The following is a 21,393-nucleotide window of genomic DNA, read 5'->3' as shown; positions in this document are numbered from 1 at the left end:
TAAATGATATTAAATTAAAATAATTTTTTCTCTTGTATCAAAATAAATTTCACTTTGAGCTAAAATTTCATAACGTCCTTTGGTAATTTTATCTAAAATAACAATAGGAGAAAGATTATAAGTACCTAATAATCTTTGACGCAAAGAAATTTCTTGTTTAATTTTTAATGGCTTATTTAACAATTCATTAAAATCTTTAAATTTATTTTTCAATAAGGCATTAAAATAATTAAAATCCCAAAAATTTATTTCATCCTTAAAGCTCATATAAACTTGTTCATAATCTTTTTCCAAACTAAATTTGGTATAAGAATTTTTAAAATGAGAATAAAATAAAATATAACTTTTAACAACTTTTTTATCAATTTTTATTAAAGCTTTTAAAAGTCTATAGTTTAAAAATTTTTCCCTTGAAAGTTTAAAAGCAATTTCTTTTTGTTCCAATTTAAAAACTTTTTTATACAATGAAATTCTCTCTTCTATACTAGAAGGAAGAATTTGCTTAGTAATAGGACACATTAACTCATCAATAAAATTTTTATTTTCTTTTTGCTTTTTAAGTCCATAAATACAACCGCAATAATTTTGATGATAAAGCATATCTTTTTTAGCTAAAGCAAATTGTCTTTGTGTTCCACCATTTTTTCTAAAATCAGGAGCTATAAATTTAATACCATAAGACGTGCATTGTTTATTTAAAGCCTCTTCAAGTTGTTTTAGATCTTTTTTAGGGCTTGTAAGAAGAGTTGTTGTTAATTTTGTTTCGCCAAGCTTTTTAGCAAACTCTACGCTTTTTAAAATTCTCAAATCAAAACAAATAGAGCATCTTGCCCCTTTTTCTGGCTCATCTTCATAGCCACGAACTGCATTAAGCCAAGTAATATAATCATAATTACCTTTGTAAAGTTTTATTTTAAGCTTATTGCAACTCCTTTTTACATCTAAATATCTTAATTCATATTCACTATATGGATGGATATTTGGATCATAAAAAAAGGTTATCAACTTTTCATCAGGATAGCATTTTTTTAATTCTTGTAAAAAAAAATGAGAATCAACGCTACAACAAATATGAACAAGCATTATTAAAGCTCTTCAAGAACTTTTTGTGCATGATTTTTGGCTTTAACATTTTTATAAATTTTAATAATTTTACCTTTTTCATCTATAACAAAAGTTGATCGTATAATTCCCTCATATTCTTTGCCATAATTTTTTTTAATTCCCCATGCTCCATATATTCTTGAAATTTCCTTTTCACTATCACTTAATAAAATATGCTTTAAGTTATATTTTTGTATAAAATTCGTATGAGACTTAACACTATCTGGACTTATACCGATAATCACTGCATTTTTTTCACTAAATTTTTCATAATCCTCACTAAAATCACAAGCTTCTATCGTGCAACCTGGAGTATTATCCTTTGGATAAAAATATAAAATTACCTTTTTTCCAATAAAGTCTTTTAAAGAAATTTTAATACCATCTTGATTTAACAACTCAAAAGCAGGTGCATAATCTCCTATTTTTAATTCACTCATTTTCTTCCTTTTTAATTTGTTCTACGCTTTTTCCACCAAAAGCAATATCATAATTTTCAATATCTTCTAAAACAACAACAACTCTTTCTTTGTTCTTGTTATATTTAGTGCTTAAAAGCTCTGTTATATCAGAAATTAAATTAGATTTTTGCTCTTTACTTAGTGCAGGTTTTGCAAGTTTTATAGTAACTAAAGGCATATAAACTCCTTAAAAATTTGAAATACTCAAAATTATAATTATTTTACAATTTTTAATTTCATTAGTATATTTTTGATAAAATTATAAAATCATTAAAAAAATAAAAATTAATGATTGATAAGTTATTTTTAAGAACATTACGAAAGGAAAAAAATGCCGGCTGATTTAAATGATTATTTCAATAAAAAAAATCAGAACAATAAACAAAACTTAAATTTTAAAACTCCAGATTTTAATTTTAAAGGTTTTGGAAAATTTTCACCTATAATTTATATCATTCTTGCAATTATATTACTAATTATCGTTGCAAAACCTTTTGCTATAGTAAATTCCGGTGAAATGGGGATTAAATCAACAACTGGTAAATATAATCCTAATCCTTTAGAACCAGGACTTCACTTTTTCTTGCCTTTTATACAAAAAATTACCATTATCGATACTAGAGTAAGGCAAATCAACTATGCCTCCATAGAAGGAACTAATGAAAATTTAAATTTGGGATCTGGTGTCATTAACAAAAACAGTATTTCTGTTTTAGACTCAAGAGGACTTCCAGTTTCTATAGATGTAACTGTTCAATATCGCTTAAATCCTTTACAAGTTCCTCAAACTATTGCTACTTGGAGCTTAAACTGGGAAAATAAAATTATCGATCCTGTAGTACGTGATGTGGTAAGAAGCGTAGTAGGTAAATACACAGCAGAAGAACTTCCAACTAATCGTAATGCTATAGCTACTCAAATCGAAGAAGGTATTAGAAAGACTATAGAGGCACAACCTAACGAACCCGTAGAACTTCGTGCAGTTCAACTAAGAGAAATCATACTTCCTTCTAAAGTGAAAGAACAAATCGAACGCGTTCAAATTGCTAAACAAGAAGCTGAAAGAACAAAATACGAGGTAGAAAGAGCTAATCAGGAAGCTTTGAAAAAAGCAGCTTTAGCCGAGGGTGAAGCCAATGCAACTATTATCAGTGCTAAAGGTAAAGCAATGGCTGTTAAAATTGAAGCAGATGCACAAGCATATTCAAACAAAGAAATTGCCAATAGCTTAAATAATCCTTTATTAACACTTAAACAAATAGAAACTCAAAAAGAATTTAATGAGGCTTTAAAAATCAATAAAGATGCCAAAATTTTCTTGACTCCTGGAGGCGCGGTTCCAAATATTTGGGTTGATACAAAAGATGCCAAAAGGCAAAGTTCTATTAATAATTAAATATTGAAAGCAAAATGCAAAGCTTAAGAGAAAATTTATTATTTTATATCAACCATTTTTATTTGGTTGATTATATGCTGATTGTATTTATATTTTTTCTTTTTATTTGCATATTGCTTTTATGCTTTTTTTTAAAACATAGACCTATTACCGCCTTAGTCATTATTGCTTTTGATATTATTGTTTGTTTTTTCCTTTACATATATAGTTATAAATTTGTAGATTTAGAGGTAAGAAACCGCAAAACACATATCATTCAAGAATTAAAAATTCAAAGTTCTAATTCTTTAGTTGTTGATTTTGATATTAGCAATACTGCTAAAACTAATTTTAAAATTTGCAAAATTACTGCTAAGATTTATAAAAATTCTGATAAAAGCAATCTAGTATTTTATTATAAAAATCAACTTATACCTTATAGAAAAAAGAGTATAGAAATCAAAAATCTCAAAAAAAATACAACTCAGACTCAAAGAATAACTTTTGAAAATTTTAATGATGAAAATCATACTATAAAATTAGATTCAAAGTGTTTTTAATGCATTTTACTATTTTTCATTTATTGGCTTTTATCATTTTATTTTTATGTTTTATACTTATTTGTATTATTATTTTTTTAAAGGTTAAACAAAAAGAAAGTGCTTTATTATTTTACACTATTAATACAATTTTTAGCTCTCTTTTAATTTACTCAACTTTTCTTACAATTAATCAATTTACTGTCAAAGCAAGTATTGAAAAATTAAACTATACAAGAGATTTAAGAAATGAAAATTTAATCATCAAAGGAAAGGTTAAAAATTTAACCAAATTTGACATCAAAAAATGCTATCTTTACCTTAATATGGTCGATAGAAAAAAAGCAAATAAAGACATTTTTTATGAAGAAAATCTGAAAAAAGCAAAAATGAAAAGCGATTCCGTATCATATATTATAGAAATTATTGATAAATTGCCAGGCAATACTTATAAAGAGTTTTCAGCGACTGTTCCTTTTCCTCCAAGTTTCTCTAATCCAGAAATTTACAATACTTTAAAATGTATCTAAGTTTTAAGTAAGAAATTAAAACTTAGATTTTTCATTTATTTTCTACTTTCATAAGCTTTAATAATTTCGTCTTTTAAATTATATAAATCTTCTAATTTTTCTATGCCAACATTTATTCCATCTGGAAAAGTTATTGATTTTTTAGATGTATTAAAATACAATCTACATATCCATTTTGTAACCTTACCTTGATATAAAATTCCAAAATAACTTAAAGTATCTTTATAGCTTATATCATCAAGACTCACATTAGCTTGTGCTAGTATCGACTTTACTATATAAAAACCTTGCAATTCTTCTTCAGTAGTAACTATATCTTTATTTTCATCAATTTGTTCTTCATTTTCATCATCATTAATACTTTATAAATTATTTTTAATACTTGTAATTTTCTCATAAGCTAAATCATTAATGATTTCTTTAAAAGATTTTTTTATATAATTTCTAAATTCATCTAAAACAGCACTAGTCATTCTTTTTTCTGTCATTTGTTTAGCAAAAAAGCTTGTAAACTCATCACTTGGATTTTCTATTTCATTTTTAAATATTTCTTGTATACCTCTGTAATGCTTTTTTTCCATGGCAATACTTAAAATTTCATCCAAATTTAAATCTGTGCAAATAAAACGTTTTAAATCTTTAATATCTCTAGGCTTTAATTTTTCAAGATTTATTACAAAAAAAGGAGTTTTATCCATTAAATTAACCTGATCCATATCAGTGAAAAATCTATACTCAATTCCATTAGTAAGAATAGCGAATTTTATACTTGGACTAGCATTAAAATATCTTATAAGCTGATTATTGTGATTATCTAAATTTTCAGTATGATTTTTAGCTTCGATAAGAATAAAAGGTTTTGAGTCTTTAAAAATTGCATAATCAACCTTTTCACCTTTTTTTGTACCTATATCTGCAGTGTATTCTGGTACTACAACACTAGGGTAAAAACATCATAACCTAAACTTAAAATTTAAGTTTTATAAAAATTAAAGCTTATAATATAAGCTTTAATCAAATAAATCAAACAGGCAATACGCGTATATTTGGACTTAATTCTTCTTGTAAAATATTTTCTATAGCATAAAGTGTCGATCCGCTGCCACTAGAACATCCACTACAAGCACCAAGATAACGTATATATACATCGATCGTTGCATTTTCTGATTTTTGTATATCAATTACTTCTAAATCTCCACCATCGCCATGTAGCATTGGACGAATTTCACTATCTAAAACAGTCTCTACTGCTTTTAATTGTTTTACGACAGTCATATCATTAAAAGAAATGTCATCTTTCAAATTTCCTTGAAGTTTTTCTTTTTCCATTTCGGCCCTAGTTTGTGCCAAAATATCGACCAAATAATACTCTCTACTCTCATGTCCACCTGGTTTTACGCAAGATTTGCAAAATGCTCCTGCTTTTGTAAACTGAGTAATTTCTTCAACAGAATGCAAATCATTAAGTTTAATCACTTCTTTAATTGTTCCAAGGCTCACCCTAGCACATTCACAAACTATAATTTGATCTTCAAAATCTTCTGGATTTACTCCTTTATACTGAGCTGCTGCTTGTTTAATGACATCATAAGCCATTACAGAACAATGCATTTTTTGCGGTGGAACAGCTGGGGTTTCTGGATTATCACGCATTGCAAATTCAACATCTAAATTAGTAATTTTAACAGCTTCATCAACTTTTTTTCCTATACAAAGTTCAACCATAGTATCACTACTTGCAATAGCCGTCCCACAACCAAAACTTTTAAATTTAGCATCTATAATAATATCTGTTTTCTCATCAACAAGCCAATAAAGTCTTACAGCATCGCCACAACTTTCTGCTCCAAAATCTGCAACAATTAATTTTGCATTACGAGCTTTGGCATCTTCTTCGTTAAATTCACCCATATGTTTTGGATTATTCATTCTATCTTGAACTTTTTGAGAATACTCCTCCCAAATTGATCCACCAATTAAACTATTTTTTCCCATAATATCTTCCTTCTATTTATAATTATTTGGATTGTAAGCGTATGTAGAAGAGATAGCTCTTAATCTTTGTGTTGCATTTTCAATTTGTCTTGCAACATAATCAATCTCTTCTTCTGTATTAAAACGTGATAAAGAAAGTCTTAAGGCTGTATGAGCTAAATCATTTTCTGCTCCAATAGCTTCCATTATAGGATTACTTTCAAGCGCCTCACTGGCACAAGCTGATCCTGTGCTAGCTGCAATACCGTTTTTATTAAGATCCCAAAGCATTGCTTCTCCTTCAACTCCTTTTATACTTGCTAAAATTGTATTAGGTACTCTATATTCTCTTCTTCCAATAACTGAAGTATCCTTAATGGATAAAATTTTATCTTCTAATTTATCCCTTAAGCGTCTAATATGAGAATTTTCAAAATCCAACATTGTATTTGCAATACGCAAAGCTTCTGCCATGGCAACGATAAAAGCTACATTTAATGTTCCGCTTCTACGTCCTCCCATATGCTCTCCTCCGTGTAACAAAGGAGTTAATTTTAAACCTTTTTTAATAAAAAGTCCGCCAACTCCTTTAGGACCATGAAACTTATGAGCCGAAAAAGAAGCAAAATCAACATTTACATCTCTTAAATTTACTTTAATTTTTCCTACAGCTTGCGTAGCATCTGTATGGAATAAAGCTCCATATTGATGAGAAAGCTCGGCCATTTCTTTAATAGGAAAAATCATACCTGTTTCATTATTTGCCCACATAACACTTACTAATGCGGTTTTATCACTAATAACACTTTTTAAGTCCTCAAGAGTAGAAACACCCTCATCATTTACAGGAAGTTCTATTACTTTTACTCCTAAAGATTTTAAAAACATAGCAGCACCTATAACAGCTGGATGTTCAACGCTTGAAATAATTACTTCATTACGATCTTTATGCAAAATATAATCAAAATAAACACTTTTTAAAACCCAATTAATACTTTCTGTTGCACAAGAAGTGATAACTATATCATCTAAATCACTGGCACCAAGCCCAGCATAAAGCTTATCCATAGCTTCTCTTAAGGCTGGATGAGTCTGTGAGCCCCATTGATGAAGACTATTTGGGTTGCCATACATATCCTTAAAAAACGGCAACATTAATTCATAAGCATTAGGATCAAGCATAGTAGTTGCATTATTATCTAAATATACTTTCATTTTTTTCCTCATAAATAATTAGGATATTTTTTATCCTGTTAATCTTTTAAACTGATAATAACACAATTTTATAAAATTTAGTTTAAATTATAGAGATATTTAAGACATTACATTAATATAAGAATATAAAATTTTATTTAAATTTGCTTGCCTTTCTCTATGCTTTAAAAAATAATTAAAACTTTGAGTTTTTTCTTGATTGATCTGAGATAAATTTTTATTATTATTTTGATTTTGATACTCTTGTTTTAAGGTATCAAATTCTTTAACTAAAGAATCTGTATAAATTTTAAAAATAGAACTAGAATTTGCAAATTCTCTTAAATCCATATCTTTTTGATAGTTGATATATTGTTGAAAAAATACAGAAAGCTTTTCTTTAGAGATTGTATTTTTATCAACACCATTTACATAAAGATAAAGATCAAAACTCATTTTTTTCTCATTATTTTCTTTAATATAATCTTCAATGGATTCTTTTCCTTCTAAAATTTTATATAAATTTTTATGAGAGTTAAGATCAAGACTTATAGGTTTCATAAAAAAATTTATTTCTTCTTCATTTTTACTTTTTATATCTTGATAAATAAAATTAACCAAAAGACCGGATTTTGAAACTTCTGAATTCTTGCTTAAATACGGTTTAATAATGTCATTTGATGAAGTATTATTTATTGCTTTATCAAAATGAAAATTAATGATTTTATTATCAAGCATTAAGGTATTTAAATTTTTATTTTTATCTAAGGTTAAATTTAATACTTCTTGATTTTCATATATACGATTAACTTGCCCTAGCAAATTCCCATTATCAGTTGAAAATCCTTGCATAAGCTTAGAAATTTCATCACGACTTAAGCTATTATTGTCATTTTCTCCAAAATTTTGATTTACAGCCTTTAAGGAGCTATAATAGCTATTGAGTATATAAGGTAAGTCTATTTGATTATAATTTAAATTTTCATCTTGTCTAACCATCTCTTTAGCTATACTTCTTGCACTTTTAATATGAATTTGATATGCTTCTGGAATACGAGAAATTCTATTTAAATCTTCGCTAAAAAAACCCTGCTCATTTATTCTAAAGCCAAATTCACTTGGATAAGTTGTCTGAGTAAACTTATAATCAAGAAATGGATTTAACTCATTATTTACATCAATAGTCTCTTGTTTATTATTTAAATTTAACAATGTACTTTTTTCATAATGAGTTAAAGCCAAATTTTGATATGGATTAGCTAAACCTACTAACATAAAAATCTCTTTTCAAAAATATTGCTAAAATTTATAAGCAAAAATTGTGCCAAATTTAATAGCTTTAAATTCAGCATAAAAAAAGCAAATTTTCACTAGTATTTCATACATTATTCTTAAAATTTAAAGGAAAAATATGCCAAAAATGAAAAGCGTTAAAAGCGCTGTTAAACGCTTTAAAGTAGGTAAAAATAAGATCAAAAGAGGCTCTGCTTTTAGAAGTCATATTTTGACAAAAAAACCTGCAAAAAGAATGCGTGATCTTAGAACAGCAAAATATGTTCATAGTACGAATATAAAAGCTGTTGAAAAAATGTTAGGAATTTAAGTTTTTGACAAAAGTCATTTAAACTCCCCTAAGATAAGGGAAAGATCCATTTTGGACGCCAATTTGTAAAAAGGAATAAATATGGCAAGAGTAAAAACAGGTGTAGTAAGACGCCGCAGACATAAAAAAATCTTAAAACTAGCGAGAGGCTTTTATAGCGGTCGTCGCAAGCATTTTAGAAAAGCAAAAGAGCAACTAGAAAGAAGTCTAGTTTATGCTTATCGTGATAGACGTCGTAAAAAAAGAGATTTCCGTCGTTTATGGATTATACGTATTAACGCTGCTTGTAGGTTGAACAATATCAGCTACTCTAGATTTATTAACGGCTTAAAAAAGGCAAATATAGAGCTTGATAGAAAAATTCTAGCTAATTTGGCTATGAATGATGCTGATGCTTTTTCAAAAATAGTTCAAAACGTCAAAGAACATTTAAAATAATCTTTTAGAGTCAATTTTATATTTGACTCTAACTTTACTACAAGATATCTTCATTAAAAAATAAATTTATTTATAGCTAAATAGTAAATTAAAATTTAGATATAATAAAAACTTACAACTATAAACCATAGAAAAGGAATAAAAATGCAATCAAGCAATGAAGATATAAATGAGATTTTACTTAAAAGCGTAGAAATTCTTCCTCCTTTACCAGATACAATTGTAAAGCTTAATAATTATATAGAAAAATCAGGATCTAACATAGAAACAAACAAAGTAGCCGAAATAATCTCTAGTGATCCTTTAATAACAGCTAAACTTTTAAAACTTGCTAATTCTCCTTATTATGGTTTTTCAAGAGAAATCACAACTATTAATCAAGTTATTACTTTATTAGGCATTGGAAATATTAAAAATCTTATTACTGCTGATTCTATTAAAGATAGTTTTAAAGTTGACCTTTCTCCTTATGGTTTAGATACTTCAGTATTTTTAAATTCTTGTAGAGAAGAAATATTTTTTATTGCAAATTGGCTTAATGAAGAAGACAGACAACTCTCTTATCTTCTTGCTCCATGTGCTCTATTATTGAGACTTGGAATGATTATATTTGCTAATTTTTTAATACAAAATAATAAAGATAAAGAATTTTTAGAATATCTTAAAAAAACAGGATTAAGCGACATAAAAGAAGCTGAAAATAAATATTTAGGGGTTGATCATATATCATTTTTGGGCTTCTTACTTCATCGCTGGAATTTCGATGAAAGCTTAGTTGAAACTATCTGTTATATTCACACTCCGCATTCTGCTTCTGAAAAAGTTAAAAAATCATCCTATGCTTTATCAGTTATCGACCATCTTTTTACCCCATATAATGGTAGCTCCCCTTTTAATGTTAAAACTGCTATATCACTTCTTGAGGAGGCTAATTCTCAAGGAATTTCTTTTAATATGCATAATTTTCTAGCAAAATTACCCCCTAAAGCAAAAGAAAATTTAAATAAAAATTGAAGTATTGATGAAAACTATCATCTTGCCTCCAAATGAATTCTTAGATGATTATATTTTAAATGCCGAATTTCATAAAATTGCAAATATTTCAAAAAATGCTTATAAATTTTGGAAAAATATTAATATAGCCAAATATCAAGGGACAAGAACAATTTTTTTACATAAAAATTGCATTTTAAAAAAATATAGACATATTGTAAAACAATGTAGCGACTTAAGCGGTTTTGTTCTTGCAAGCTCTTTTTGTTCTTTTACAACTTTAGCCCCTTCACATCTAGTTAAAAAAAATAATTCTTCTATTTATAAACTTTTAGAAATTAAAGAAATTTATGGAATCAAATTTGTTAATTTAAAAGCATTTTATGATTTTTTAGGGCTAGACTACCATCAATTTATCTATATAGAAAAATGTCATTTTTTTAGCCCAGCCCCTTTTGAAAAGCGTATTAAGATCACTGAGAGTATGTGTGTTGGATATTATTAGTCCATTTCATAAAAATCATCTTTATCCTCATCGCTGTATTCATAATCATCCTCATCATAATTATAATTTTTTTGATGCTCTTCATAATCTTGACTTTCTTCAAATTCATCATAATCTAAATATTCTTCTTCATCGTAAGCCATTTTTTCTCTCCTTATAAATTATATAGGCTATTTTAGCTTAAATTTTTAATCACTTTGTTATAATTTAATATTTTTATTAAGGCATATTTATGAAAATTACACATTTAGATAAAAACAATCAACCTCAAATGGTTGATATAAGTGCAAAAGATATTACTCAAAGAATTGCTATAGCAAGTGGAGTTATTTCCATGAGTAAAGAAGCTTTTAATGCCATAAAACAAAATGCGGTCAAAAAAGGACCTGTTTTGCAAACCGCAGTTATAGCAGCAATTATGGGAGCTAAAAAAACAAGCGAACTTATACCTATGTGCCATCCATTAATGCTTAGCAAAATTCAAACAGATATAGTAGAAAATGAAAAAGAATATTCTTTCAAATTATCAGTAAGCATAAAGTGCGAAGGAAAAACAGGTGTTGAAATGGAAGCACTTACAGCCGTAAGCATTGGTTTGCTTACTATTTATGATATGGTTAAAGCTATTGATAAAACCATGTGTATTAATAATATTATCTTAGAACATAAACAAGGAGGTAAAAGTGGAGAATATAATAGATCTTAACCAAGAACCCATTATAAATTATCCTACCTATTGGGATTATAAAGTTATTTTTCGTACAGAAATAAAAGCAGAAGAAATTTTTATAGATATTCTAAAACAAAGAGATTTTAAATTTAAACATACAAATTCAAGCAAAAATGGAAAATATCAAAGTTATTTGCTTTCTGTTTATGTAGATAGCAAAATGGACCGTTTAAATATTTTTGAAAAATTAAAAAATAAAGCCCAATTTGTTTTATAGAAAGAATATTAATATGAAAAATACTATAATTATTTTTGAAAATTCACTTTTAAATTCCCCTAAAGAAAATATTGAAAATTTAATTGAAAAATTAGTTTTTAATCTAGCAAAAGAGCAAATAGATAGAAATAAAAATAATTCTCAAGAAATTCTTAACCAACTTCTAGTTGAATTTTTAAATTCTCTTAAAAAAATTAACCTATTAAACGATGAAAATGTAACCTTGCTTATAAGAACTCTTATTAAAGCAAGTATTTATGAGGAAGAAAAAATTCTTTATAATTATATTGATAAGTTAACCATTTTCAAAAGAAAGGTCGAAAATCAAAAAAATATGCTAAAAAATCAAATTAGTAATAATTTTTTAGAATTCGAAAAAACCTTACTTCAATCACCTTATAAAGATGATTTGCTTGGCAATATAAATGATGCAATTTTATTTGATATTGAAATGTTAGGAATTTTAAAAGAAACTGCAGAAAGTGCATTTTTAACCACACTTGAAAAAGGTGAAGATATAGAACTAACAAGTAGCGAGATTGCTAAAAATCTTGTATATAATGCTATTTGTGAAACGAATTTTGAAAAAGAAAGAATGCTTAAAATATCAAGCATAATACTAAACACTGCTTTTGAAATAGCTAATGAATCTATAGCTTATGCTAAAGATTTATGTCTAGGAAGCATTAAAGGAACCCAAGAAGGCATTGCTTTGAGTATAGAGAAATTTAAAAATTCTCTTGCTTATACAAATTTTAAAGAAGATATTTATATAAAAAGCAAAGAATTGATACGAATAGAAGATGATTTTATTGATCTTTTAAAAGTTGAAAGTAAAAAACAAAATAATCCTTCTAAAAAAATTGTTGAAAGTTTACTAGAAAATGAATTAGATAATATATTTGCAAAGCTTAAACGCTTTGCTTCAGAAAGCAGAGAACAGCTTATTTTTAATCTTCATGAACTTAGAAATAATCCAAAAATTAATGATTTTAATAAGCTTGCCCAAAAGAAAATTTATGAATTTAAACAAGAAATTTTTGAACTTGAAAAAATAAGCAATGAGAAATACAATGATTTAAATTCTAAAAAAGCAAAAAAACTAGGTATAAGACTTTGGGAAAAAGCAAAAAAATTAATAAAAAAATAACCAGGATGAAAGATGAAAAAAATTATTAGCATTTTAGCGATACTTACAATAGCTTACTTTGCGCATATTTTTTATATAAGCAAGTTAAATCAAAAAATTTTTAATCTTATTACCCAAAATACAGAATTTTATAAAATTGAAAATATTAATTTTAATCAAGGTTTCTTTAAATCTCATGCAACATATGATATTGTATTTACAAATTTAAATAAGAATTTAAAAAGCAAAGTTGAATTAAATATGTATAATAATTTTTTCACTTCTAAAAATATAGAAGGTAATTTTAGTAATCCTTTTTTTGATTCAGATGAAATTCTTGGCAAATTTAATACAAAAATAACATTTAATGATGCAAATTTTAATATTTATTTTAATGATATAAATTTAAATCATAAAAAAGAAAATTTTATTTTTAAAGGTCTTAAAGCAAATATCTTATTTGATAAACAAATCAAAATCAAAAACACTAGTCTTGATATAGACCAAATTATTGTAGATTCATTTTATGAACATATTAAAATAGACAATATAAGTTTCAATAATCATATAAATACCGCTCTTCATATCAATGAATTCTTAAATACTTTTTATGAAAGCGAACAAGAAATTAAAATCTCTAATCTTGATATAGATAAAATTAATTTTACAAATATTATTTCTAGAATGGATATCAATTTAAATGATAACAATACCTTAAATTTTAATATATTTTTAAATATTGACAATATTTCCAATGAAATTACACCAAACTCTAAAGAAGAGATTAAAAATCTTAAATTAAATCTATCTTTAGATCAAATATCAAAAGAAACTTTAGAAAATTTAAATAAAGAACTTAATCAAGGAGAAAAACCAAATCTTGAAATTTATTTAAAAGAATTTTTAAAATTTAATCCTAGTTTAAATATGCAAGAATTTAGTTTTTTTAAAGATAAGAAAGAAATCAAAATGAATGCAAATATACAAACTTATAATACAGATTATCAAGTTAAAGCAACAATTACCAGTGATGAAAAAATTTCAAAACTATTTCCTAGCACTATTTTTATAGGCGGATTTGATGAATATTTTGTACAAAAAAATGGGAAGTATGTTATGGATTTTAGTTTAAATAATACAGAAAATGATTTTCATATGAAAATTAATGGAAATGATTTAAATTTAGGAATTTCTTTAGATTGAATAATTTAAGTTTAAAATTTCGTCCTAAAAGTTTAGACGAAGTTTTAGGACAATATGAGCTTGTAGAAATCTTTAAAAGATTTATTGCTATGCAAAAACTTCCTCATAGCATTTTTTTTGGTCCAGCAGGTTGTGGAAAAACAAGTTTTGCAAGAGTAGTAGCCAAAGAATTTGGACTTGATTTTTATGAATTTGATGGGGGCAATTTTAAACTTGAAGAACTTAGAAAAATATTGGAAAATTATAAAAATAGCCTTTATAAACCATTTATTTTTATAGATGAAATTCATCGTCTTAATAAAATTCAACAAGAAATACTTTTAATTCCTATGGAAAATTATCGTTGTATTATAATAGGAGCAAGTACAGAAAATCCTTATTTTGTATTAAGTGAAGGTATTAGAAGTCGTTCTATGCTTTTTGAATTTCAAAGTTTAAAAGCCAAAGATCTTGATATATTATTTTCAAAAATACAAAAAGAATTAGAATTTAATATAGATGAGGACGCAAAAAAACTATTACTCCAAAGTTCAGATACAAGATCGATGTTAAATTGGCTTGAATTTGCACTTGTTTTAAATGAAAAGCATATTAGTTTAACAAATCTTAAAAAACTTAAAAATAACATTTCCAATGAAGGAGCAAATTCAAAAGATACACATTTTATTTTAATTAGCGCCTTAATTAAAAGCTTAAGAGGAAGTGATGTAGATGCTAGTCTTTATTATCTGGCTAGATTGATACAAAGTGGAGAAAATGCAGATTTTATAGCAAGACGTCTTGTAATTTTTGCAAGTGAAGACATAGGCAATGCTGATCCTAATGCCTTAAATTTAGCAGTTTCAACTTTACAAGCAGTTAAAAATATAGGCTATCCAGAAGCTAGAATCATTTTATCGCAATGTGTAGTATATTTAGCAAGTGCCATAAAATCAAATTCAAGTTATAAAGCTATCAATCAAGCTTTAACCTATGTAAAAAATAACAAAGCTTTAGAAATTCCAAATTTTTTAAATAACAATCATGAGGATAAAAAGAACTATCTTTATCCTCATGATTTTGGAGGCTGGGTTAAACAAAAATACCTTAGTAAAGATATAAAATTTTATGAAAGTAAGGGTTTTGGCGATGAGGCAAGACTTTTGCAAAATTTAAAAAATATAAAAAATAAAAATTAAAACTTTTTAGTATTAATAAACCACTTCATATGGTGATTTTAAAAAATTAATTTTTACCTTCATTGCAAATTTTCACTTATTTTTTGGTAATAGTAATAAAAATTTTCATTAATCTATCAAACAATGATTTTAAAAATCTTCTACAAACCTTAAAAACTCGGCCGATATTTTATCTAATGTTTTAAAATAATACTTCTTATTCTAAAATAACTCCTTCATTAATCACCACTTCCCCTATAATAAAAGCATCTGAATTTTCTAATACTTTGCTTACATTTTTAGGATCTATAATCATTATTAAACCTACTCCCATATTAAAACTTCTATACATTTCATCTTCCTCAACTGCTTCTGCTATGGTATAAAAAATTTCAGGGGTTTTTAAATAATGTTTTCTAATCACTGCACCCATACCTCTTGGCAGAACTCGTGGTAAATTTTCTATAATTCCACCACCTGTTATATGAGCTAAAGCATTGATAAAAGGTTTTAATTTTAAAAAATCTTTTACATAAATACGCGTAGGTTCTAATAATATATCAATTAATTTTTTACCATCTATTTTATCATCAAAATTCATTCTTAATTCTTCAAATAATACTTTTCTAGCCAAAGAATACCCATTAGAATGAAGCCCAGAACTTGGCAAAGCCAATAAAATATCCCCATTTTTAACAAATTTCATTCTATCTAACTCATCCTCTTCAGCTATGCCTACAGCAAAACCAGCTAAATCAAAATCATTTTTTGCATACATTCCAGGCATTTCAGCTGTCTCTCCGCCTATTAAAGCACAATTTGCTTCTTTACATCCTTTAACAATACTTGCTATAACAGCCTTTGCAACTTCAATTTCAAGTTTAGCACTAGCATAATAATCCAAAAAAAATAAAGGGGTGGCAAAATTGCAAATTAGATCATTTACACACATAGCAACTAAATCTTGACCTATAAAATCATATCTTTTACTCTCTATAGCAAGACGTAGTTTTGTTCCAACTCCATCTGTAGCTCCTAGTATAATAGGCTTATTAAAACCATTTGGCATTCTAAAAGCCCCGGCAAAAGATCCAATATCCCCTACAACATTATCATTAAAAGTCTCTTTCACCAAAGGCTTAATTGCCTTTACAAAAGCATTTCCTTTATCTACGCTTACACCTGCATCTTCATATGAAATTTTCATTTATTTTCCTTTAAGAATGAAAAAGATATTTTAACGAAATAAATTTTAATAAGGCATAAGATGAAAAATGCTTTTTTTGTAACTGCTTCTATAGCCTGTGGAAAAAGTTCCTTTATCAAAATTGCTAATTCTATGGGATTTAAAAGCATTAGCGCAGACAAAATTGCTCATCAAATTTTAGACAGTTTTTCTAAAGAACTTATAGAAATTTTTAGTCCATTTAATACAGATAAATTAAATTTGATTAACGATCATAAAATAGATAGAAAAAATCTTGGCAAAATAATCTTTTCAAATCCACAAGCAAAAAAAATCTTAGAAGATTTTACTCATCCTAAAATAAGAATTAAAATTTTAGAACAAATGCAAATTCTAGAACAAGAAAATAAACCCTTTTTTATAGAAATTCCGCTTTTTTTTGAAAGCGGGGCTTATAAAAATTTAGGTAAAGTAATTTTAATTTATACCTCCAAAGAATTAAGTTTAAAAAGACTCATGCAAAGAGATAATTTAAACAAAGAAGAAGCTTTAAAAAGAATTAATGCTTTAATGGACATAGAAAAAAAAGTCTCTTTGGCCGATTTTGTAATCACCAATGAAAGCTCTTATGAGATTTTTCAAAAAAAAAGTATAAAATTTATTGAAAAACTTTCTAAGGAAACAAATGAAATTTTATAAATATTACGCCAGTGGAAATGATTTTATTATATTTAATGCCAATCAAAAAGGAGATAAAAGCATGCTTGCTAAAACTCTTTGCAACCGTTATGAAGGCATAGGTGCAGATGGAATGATAGCCATATTAAAGCATGATAAACTTGACTTTGAATGGGAATTTTATAACAATGATGGCAGTAAAGCTGATATGTGTGGTAATGGAGCTAGAGCAGCGGCACATTTTGCACATCATTTTAATCATCAAAAAGAAAATATTAACTTTTTAACAGGCGCTGGCATTATAAAAGCACAAATTAAAAATGATCTTGTTAGTATTAATTTAGGAAAAATAAAATACATAAAAGAACCCTTTATTTTTGAAAATAAACTTTGGCAAGAGTGTGATAGTGGTGTGCCACATTTAGTGCATTTTTGTGATGATATTAATCAATTTGATATTCAAAAAGCTAAATTTTTAAGAGATAAATATAATGCTAATGTAAATTATGCTCAAATCATTGATAAATCAACTATAAAAGTGCGAACCTTTGAACGAGGAGTTGAAAACGAAACCTTAGCTTGTGGAACAGGAATGGGAGCTTGTTTTTATTTAGCTTTTCTAAAATCTTTAGTATATAATGAAGTAAAAATAATACCAAAAAGCAATGAAGAATTAATTTTTAGTTTTAAAGATGATGAAATATTTTTTCAAGGTAAAGTGAGGTGTTGCTTTGAAGCTAATTATTATTTGCTTTAGTTTTATTTTTCTTTATGGATTTGATAGTTTTGAAAAAAACTATTATAAATTAAGTCCTGAAGAACAAAGAGAAATATTTTTCAATAAAATGAATGAAATGTTTGATAATTCATTTGAGAATATATTAAAAGAAAGAGAATTTGCTCAGAATTTTATCAATGAAGGGGCTAAAACAGGTTTTAGAAACCTTGATATAAATGGTTTAAAAAAACTTATTGAACTTAAAAATAAATATCGTATAAATAATTTATTTAATTTAGATGAATACGAAAAGAAAATTAATCTCATTCCAAAATCCATGGGAATAGCACAAGCCTTAGTTGAAAGTGCAACTGCAACTAGCCGTTTTGCAAGAGAAGCAAATAATTTATTTGGAGAATGGACCTGGGGAGAAAAAGGTTTGATTCCCAATGAAAGACAAGAAGGAAAAAAACATAAAATAAGAATTTTTGATTCTTTGCAAGAAAGTGTTGATTCTTATATTCTTAATTTAAATCGCCATTTTGCCTATGAAGATTTTAGATCGTTAAGACAAAGTTGTTTCATTCAAGGCAAAAACATTACAGGAATCAAAGCTATTGAAAATTTACACTCTTACTCAGAAAATAAAAATGCTTATATAGAGATTATTAAAAAAATCATAGAAAAATATGAGCTTGAAAAATATGACACTTTAAAAACTCAAAGCCCATTTATCAAAAGGTAAAATCTCAAATTTAACTCCTTGCTCAAAAAAATTTTCCTCATTAGAAAGAGTAATAAAAAATATATGAAATATGTCAAGTTCTAGTGCCTTTGGCAATATTTTCTTGGCCTTAAGTTTTAATAAATCTATATCTAAAGTAGGACTTGCTATAAAGGCTATTTTGGATTTTTTTAAATAAAAAGTAAAAAATTTATTAAAATAAATATCTTCTTTAAATTTAAATAATTCATTTAAAATAAGATTTTCAAAAAGTTTTTTAAAATCTTTTTCTATACAAAAAGAATTTTTAAAAGCAAAATCTTGAAAATAAATTTTTTTTAAAGCTTTACTATCATGTTCCACCTTATAAATAACATACTCATTTTCTAGCTTTTTAATACTTTTATATACACTATCTTTTGAAGTTTTAATTTTATTTTTTAAATTTTGAAAAAGTTTAGTAATGCTAATTTGATTTCCAAGATTATAAGCAAGATATTTTAAAATTTCAAGCTCTAATGCCGTAAAATTATCCCTTAACATTTGATTGTTTAAATTAGATCTTCCATAATTTAAAAAAAGTCCCAAAGAATGATTAGAAGTTATATTTTTACTCATACTAAGAAATTCTTCAAAATCAAAATAATCAAGCTCCAATTCCTGAAAGCCTTCTATTTTTAAATCTTTTTTATTTGTACTTAAAATAATAGGTATATTTATATTTTTTAAAGATATATGATTTTCTAAATTGTATAAGCAAAGAATTTTAATTTTTATATTTTTTTGCAAAAAAGAAGGCAAATTATTTAAACTTTCCTCCTCAAATCTTAAATCTTTTAAATCTAAAAATAAAATTTCATCACTTTTAAACTGAGAAAGATAATTAAAAATTAAAGTTTTTTTACCGCAATATTTTGGTCCCTTAAGAAGTGTGTATGCAGAAGTAATTTTTACTTTTCTTTCATAGGCTAGCTCAAATTTATGAGGATTTTCATAAAAAAAATTTAAAATCCTCATAAAAATTAAAGATTTTGTTCTTGCAAAGATAAAGACTGATAATGAGCAATTAATGGTTCTATTATTTCATCAAAAAGTCCATCTTGCATAATTGCATCTAAACGATAAAGCGTTAAGTTGATACGATGATCACTAATTCTATTTTGCGGAAAATTATAAGTTCTAATACGCTCACTTCTATCTCCGCTTCCCACTTGAGACTTTCTTGCTTCACTTTCCTTAACTAAACGTTCATTTTCTTGCATTTCATAAAGTCTTGCTTTTAAAACTTTCATTGCACTTTCTTTATTTTTATGCTGACTCTTACCATCTTGGTTTACTACAACTATTCCACTTGGAATATGAGTTATACGCACAGCACTATCAGTAGTATTAACACTTTGCCCGCCATGACCACTTGAACGCATTACATCAATTTTTAAATCATTAGGATTAATTTCAATTTCTATATCATCAACTTCGGGCATAACAGCAACGGTTATTGCTGAAGTATGGACTCTACCTTGTGATTCAGTTTGAGGAACTCTTTGAACGCGATGGGTTCCGCCTTCATATTTTAATCTAGAATAAGCACCATTGCCTTTAACAAGCATTATAATTTCTTTAAATCCTCCAACGCTGCCTTCGCTTGAACTTACAATTTCAAGTTTATAATCACGAGTTTCAGCATATCTTGCATAAGCTTTAACAAGATCTCCTACAAATAAAGAAGCCTCATCTCCGCCTGTTCCAGCACGAATTTCTAGAAAAATATTTCTCTCATCATTGGGATCTTTTGGTAAAAGCAGAATTTTTATCTCTTCTTCGAATTTTGGCCTTAAGTCTTCTAGATTTTTAAGCTCCTCTTTAGCAAGTTCACCTAAATCTATATCACTTAATAATTTTTTATTCTCTTCAATATTTTGCAAAATTTTAAAATATTCTTTTATTTTAGCAACAATAGGTTCTAAATTCTTTTGCTCTTTAGAGAGCAGTGTCATTTTGCTAATATCTTTTAAAACATCAGTATCACTCAGAAGAGAATTAAGCTCTTCATAGCGTTTTAAAAAAGGTTCTAATTTCTCAGCTAACATTAAAATCTATGCAATTTTATTCACCAAAAGTGCCAAACGACTTACGCGACGTGAAGCGGTTTGTTTTTTTAAAAAACCACGACTAACCATAGCATGTATGCTTTTATTGGCTACTTTTAAAGCTTCATTTGCAGCATTTTTGTCATTATTTTCAACAGCTACTCTAACAGCTTTGGTAATGTTTTTAAGTCTTGTGCGGTAAAATCTATTTCTTTCTGTCTTTTTAATTGTTTGTCTTGCTCTTTTTTCAGCTGATTTATGGTTTGCCATAAGCTTTTCTTCCTTTTTTGAAATTAAAACTTAAATTATATAAGAATAAATTTAAAAATATATTAATTTAAGTTAAAATTAATTTAAAATAAGTTTTTTAAACCAATATCCCATTGTAATAAATTAAAATGATTTAAAATTCCATAAATAACAGCACTTAATAATCCTGCAAACAATCCTGCTAACATATCATCTAGCATTACTCCTAAGCCTCCTTTAAATTTTTTATCAACTACTCCTATAATAGAAGGCTTTAAGATATCAAACACCCTAAATAACACAAAAGAAAGCAAAAAAGCAAAAACCGTATTTCCAAAAATTGCCAAAGCTAAAAATACTCCAGCAACCTCATCAATAACTATATGTTTATCATCATGAATTCCGCTTTGTTTTTCATAATCATCAATTATGCGAATTGAAGCAATAAAAATAAGTATAGAAAGCAAAAACAAAGTTTGCATTCCTAAATATTTTAAAATAAAAAACGCAGGAATTAAAGCAGCTAAAGTTCCAGAAGTTCCAGAAGCTTTTTTGACACAACCAGAGTAAAAAAAAGTTAAATATAGCTTTTGCAT

At 26.6% G+C, this 21,393-nt stretch carries 27 protein-coding genes and 1 pseudogene; 15 read left to right on the top strand and 13 right to left on the bottom strand.

The genetic code is table 11. From position 1 onward, the window contains the following. Window positions 1-9: 9 nt before the first annotated feature. The 3 genes from DU473_RS04060 to DU473_RS04050 are packed head-to-tail and all read right to left on the bottom strand — an operon-like array spanning window position 10 to window position 1,743. The gene (locus DU473_RS04060) at window positions 10-1,083 is read right to left on the bottom strand and encodes an epoxyqueuosine reductase QueH (protein ID WP_131163028.1); all 1,074 of its coding nucleotides are present in this window, start codon (window positions 1,081-1,083) and stop codon (window positions 10-12) included. A 2-nt stretch (window positions 1,084-1,085) separates the two neighbouring features. Continuing rightward, on the bottom strand, window positions 1,086-1,544 hold the full coding sequence (gene bcp / locus DU473_RS04055) for a thioredoxin-dependent thiol peroxidase (protein ID WP_131163027.1): 459 nt from the start codon (window positions 1,542-1,544) through the stop codon (window positions 1,086-1,088). Beyond that, window positions 1,537-1,743: a tautomerase family protein gene (locus tag DU473_RS04050; protein ID WP_131163026.1), complete on the bottom strand. Its 207-nt coding sequence runs from the start codon at window positions 1,741-1,743 to the stop codon at window positions 1,537-1,539. Before DU473_RS04050 ends, bcp begins: the two co-directional genes overlap by 8 nt. Window positions 1,744-1,896: 153 nt before the next feature. Here DU473_RS04050 and DU473_RS04045 point away from each other — a divergent pair, with 153 nt between their 5' ends. The 3 genes from DU473_RS04045 to DU473_RS04035 are packed head-to-tail and all read left to right on the top strand — an operon-like array spanning window position 1,897 to window position 4,009. Then, window positions 1,897-2,961: a prohibitin family protein gene (locus tag DU473_RS04045; protein ID WP_131163025.1), complete on the top strand. Its 1,065-nt coding sequence runs from the start codon at window positions 1,897-1,899 to the stop codon at window positions 2,959-2,961. A 14-nt stretch (window positions 2,962-2,975) separates the two neighbouring features. Continuing rightward, the gene (locus tag DU473_RS04040; protein ID WP_131186561.1) at window positions 2,976-3,500 is read left to right on the top strand and encodes a DUF2393 family protein; all 525 of its coding nucleotides are present in this window, start codon (window positions 2,976-2,978) and stop codon (window positions 3,498-3,500) included. Beyond that, a complete protein-coding gene (locus DU473_RS04035) occupies window positions 3,500-4,009 on the top strand; it encodes a DUF2393 family protein (protein ID WP_131163023.1) in 510 nt (169 codons plus the stop codon). The genes DU473_RS04040 and DU473_RS04035 overlap by 1 nt, the downstream gene beginning before the upstream one ends. Window positions 4,010-4,044: 35 nt before the next feature. Here DU473_RS04035 and DU473_RS08530 read toward each other — a convergent pair. The 4 genes and pseudogenes from DU473_RS08530 to DU473_RS04015 all read right to left on the bottom strand — a co-directional run. Further along, window positions 4,045-4,976: pseudogene (locus DU473_RS08530) on the bottom strand (type I restriction endonuclease); the annotation flags it as partial. A gap of 56 nt (window positions 4,977-5,032) precedes the next feature. Continuing rightward, entirely contained in the window at window positions 5,033-6,004 is a 972-nt protein-coding gene (locus DU473_RS04025) for an iron-sulfur cluster assembly scaffold protein (protein WP_131163022.1), read from the bottom strand. Window positions 6,005-6,016: 12 nt separating this feature from the next. Continuing rightward, complete coding sequence (locus DU473_RS04020) at window positions 6,017-7,198, bottom strand: NifS family cysteine desulfurase (protein WP_131163021.1); 1,182 nt, start codon at window positions 7,196-7,198, stop codon at window positions 6,017-6,019. A 99-nt stretch (window positions 7,199-7,297) separates the two neighbouring features. Next, on the bottom strand, window positions 7,298-8,452 hold the full coding sequence (locus DU473_RS04015) for a Cj0814-related protein (RefSeq protein WP_131163020.1): 1,155 nt from the start codon (window positions 8,450-8,452) through the stop codon (window positions 7,298-7,300). Window positions 8,453-8,588: 136 nt separating this feature from the next. Here DU473_RS04015 and rpmI point away from each other — a divergent pair, with 136 nt between their 5' ends. The 4 genes from rpmI to cheQ all read left to right on the top strand — a co-directional run bounded on the left by rpmI (window position 8,589) and on the right by cheQ (window position 10,716). Next, a complete protein-coding gene (gene rpmI, locus DU473_RS04010; RefSeq protein ID WP_002862434.1) occupies window positions 8,589-8,780 on the top strand; it encodes a 50S ribosomal protein L35 in 192 nt (63 codons plus the stop codon). Window positions 8,781-8,861: 81 nt separating this feature from the next. Continuing rightward, window positions 8,862-9,218 (top strand): 50S ribosomal protein L20, encoded by a 357-nt coding sequence (rplT, locus tag DU473_RS04005; protein WP_131163019.1) that lies wholly within the window; start codon window positions 8,862-8,864, stop codon window positions 9,216-9,218. Window positions 9,219-9,362: 144 nt separating this feature from the next. Next, on the top strand, window positions 9,363-10,232 hold the full coding sequence (gene cheP / locus DU473_RS04000; RefSeq protein ID WP_131186560.1) for a cheVAW transcriptional regulator CheP: 870 nt from the start codon (window positions 9,363-9,365) through the stop codon (window positions 10,230-10,232). A gap of 4 nt (window positions 10,233-10,236) precedes the next feature. Further along, window positions 10,237-10,716: a cheVAW transcriptional regulator CheQ gene (gene cheQ / locus DU473_RS03995; RefSeq protein ID WP_131163017.1), complete on the top strand. Its 480-nt coding sequence runs from the start codon at window positions 10,237-10,239 to the stop codon at window positions 10,714-10,716. On the opposite strand, the gene DU473_RS03990 is transcribed toward cheQ, so the two are convergent. Then, on the bottom strand, window positions 10,713-10,859 hold the full coding sequence (locus tag DU473_RS03990) for a highly acidic protein (RefSeq protein WP_131163016.1): 147 nt from the start codon (window positions 10,857-10,859) through the stop codon (window positions 10,713-10,715). The genes cheQ and DU473_RS03990 overlap by 4 nt on opposite strands. Before the next feature lie 89 nt (window positions 10,860-10,948). Between DU473_RS03990 and moaC the strand changes: the two genes are divergently transcribed. Genes moaC through DU473_RS03965 form a run of 5 tightly spaced genes read left to right on the top strand, consistent with a single transcriptional unit; the run spans window position 10,949 to window position 15,173 of the window. Beyond that, on the top strand, window positions 10,949-11,422 hold the full coding sequence (gene moaC / locus DU473_RS03985; RefSeq protein ID WP_131186559.1) for a cyclic pyranopterin monophosphate synthase MoaC: 474 nt from the start codon (window positions 10,949-10,951) through the stop codon (window positions 11,420-11,422). Beyond that, the gene (locus DU473_RS03980; RefSeq protein WP_131186558.1) at window positions 11,400-11,663 is read left to right on the top strand and encodes an HP0495 family protein; all 264 of its coding nucleotides are present in this window, start codon (window positions 11,400-11,402) and stop codon (window positions 11,661-11,663) included. Before moaC ends, DU473_RS03980 begins: the two co-directional genes overlap by 23 nt. 13 nt (window positions 11,664-11,676) lie before the next feature. Further along, window positions 11,677-12,813 (top strand): hypothetical protein, encoded by a 1,137-nt coding sequence (locus DU473_RS03975; protein WP_131186557.1) that lies wholly within the window; start codon window positions 11,677-11,679, stop codon window positions 12,811-12,813. Between the two features lie 12 nt (window positions 12,814-12,825). Continuing rightward, complete coding sequence (locus tag DU473_RS03970; protein ID WP_131186556.1) at window positions 12,826-13,995, top strand: DUF945 family protein; 1,170 nt, start codon at window positions 12,826-12,828, stop codon at window positions 13,993-13,995. After that, a complete protein-coding gene (locus DU473_RS03965; RefSeq protein WP_131186555.1) occupies window positions 13,992-15,173 on the top strand; it encodes a replication-associated recombination protein A in 1,182 nt (393 codons plus the stop codon). The genes DU473_RS03970 and DU473_RS03965 overlap by 4 nt, the downstream gene beginning before the upstream one ends. A 196-nt stretch (window positions 15,174-15,369) precedes the next feature. Here the strand turns inward: DU473_RS03965 and purM are convergent, their stop codons facing one another. Then, window positions 15,370-16,359 (bottom strand): phosphoribosylformylglycinamidine cyclo-ligase, encoded by a 990-nt coding sequence (purM, locus tag DU473_RS03960; RefSeq protein ID WP_131163010.1) that lies wholly within the window; start codon window positions 16,357-16,359, stop codon window positions 15,370-15,372. Between the two features lie 60 nt (window positions 16,360-16,419). Between purM and coaE the strand changes: the two genes are divergently transcribed. The 3 genes from coaE to DU473_RS03945 are packed head-to-tail and all read left to right on the top strand — an operon-like array spanning window position 16,420 to window position 18,479. After that, a complete protein-coding gene (coaE, locus tag DU473_RS03955; protein WP_131163009.1) occupies window positions 16,420-17,037 on the top strand; it encodes a dephospho-CoA kinase in 618 nt (205 codons plus the stop codon). Then, window positions 17,024-17,773, top strand: a complete 750-nt coding sequence (gene dapF, locus DU473_RS03950; protein WP_131163008.1) for a diaminopimelate epimerase — start codon at window positions 17,024-17,026, stop codon at window positions 17,771-17,773. Before coaE ends, dapF begins: the two co-directional genes overlap by 14 nt. Continuing rightward, window positions 17,748-18,479, top strand: a complete 732-nt coding sequence (locus DU473_RS03945; RefSeq protein ID WP_316328899.1) for a glucosaminidase domain-containing protein — start codon at window positions 17,748-17,750, stop codon at window positions 18,477-18,479. The genes dapF and DU473_RS03945 overlap by 26 nt, the downstream gene beginning before the upstream one ends. Here the strand turns inward: DU473_RS03945 and DU473_RS03940 are convergent. The 4 genes from DU473_RS03940 to DU473_RS03925 all read right to left on the bottom strand — a co-directional run bounded on the left by DU473_RS03940 (window position 18,447) and on the right by DU473_RS03925 (window position 21,393). Continuing rightward, entirely contained in the window at window positions 18,447-19,475 is a 1,029-nt protein-coding gene (locus tag DU473_RS03940; RefSeq protein WP_131165916.1) for an ATP-binding protein, read from the bottom strand. The genes DU473_RS03945 and DU473_RS03940 overlap by 33 nt on opposite strands. A gap of 5 nt (window positions 19,476-19,480) precedes the next feature. Next, window positions 19,481-20,548, bottom strand: coding sequence for a peptide chain release factor 1 (gene prfA / locus DU473_RS03935; protein WP_131186554.1), 1,068 nt, complete (start codon window positions 20,546-20,548; stop codon window positions 19,481-19,483). Window positions 20,549-20,554: 6 nt separating this feature from the next. After that, window positions 20,555-20,818, bottom strand: a complete 264-nt coding sequence (gene rpsT / locus DU473_RS03930; protein WP_131163005.1) for a 30S ribosomal protein S20 — start codon at window positions 20,816-20,818, stop codon at window positions 20,555-20,557. 83 nt (window positions 20,819-20,901) lie between these two features. Beyond that, entirely contained in the window at window positions 20,902-21,393 is a 492-nt protein-coding gene (locus DU473_RS03925) for a phosphatidylglycerophosphatase A family protein (protein WP_131163004.1), read from the bottom strand.

The organism is Campylobacter novaezeelandiae, from assembly GCF_004323845.1.
Classification (GTDB): domain Bacteria; phylum Campylobacterota; class Campylobacteria; order Campylobacterales; family Campylobacteraceae; genus Campylobacter_D; species Campylobacter_D novaezeelandiae.
The sequence above is the reverse complement of the archived record's forward strand: the minus strand, read 5'-3'. Positions and strand labels throughout refer to the sequence as shown.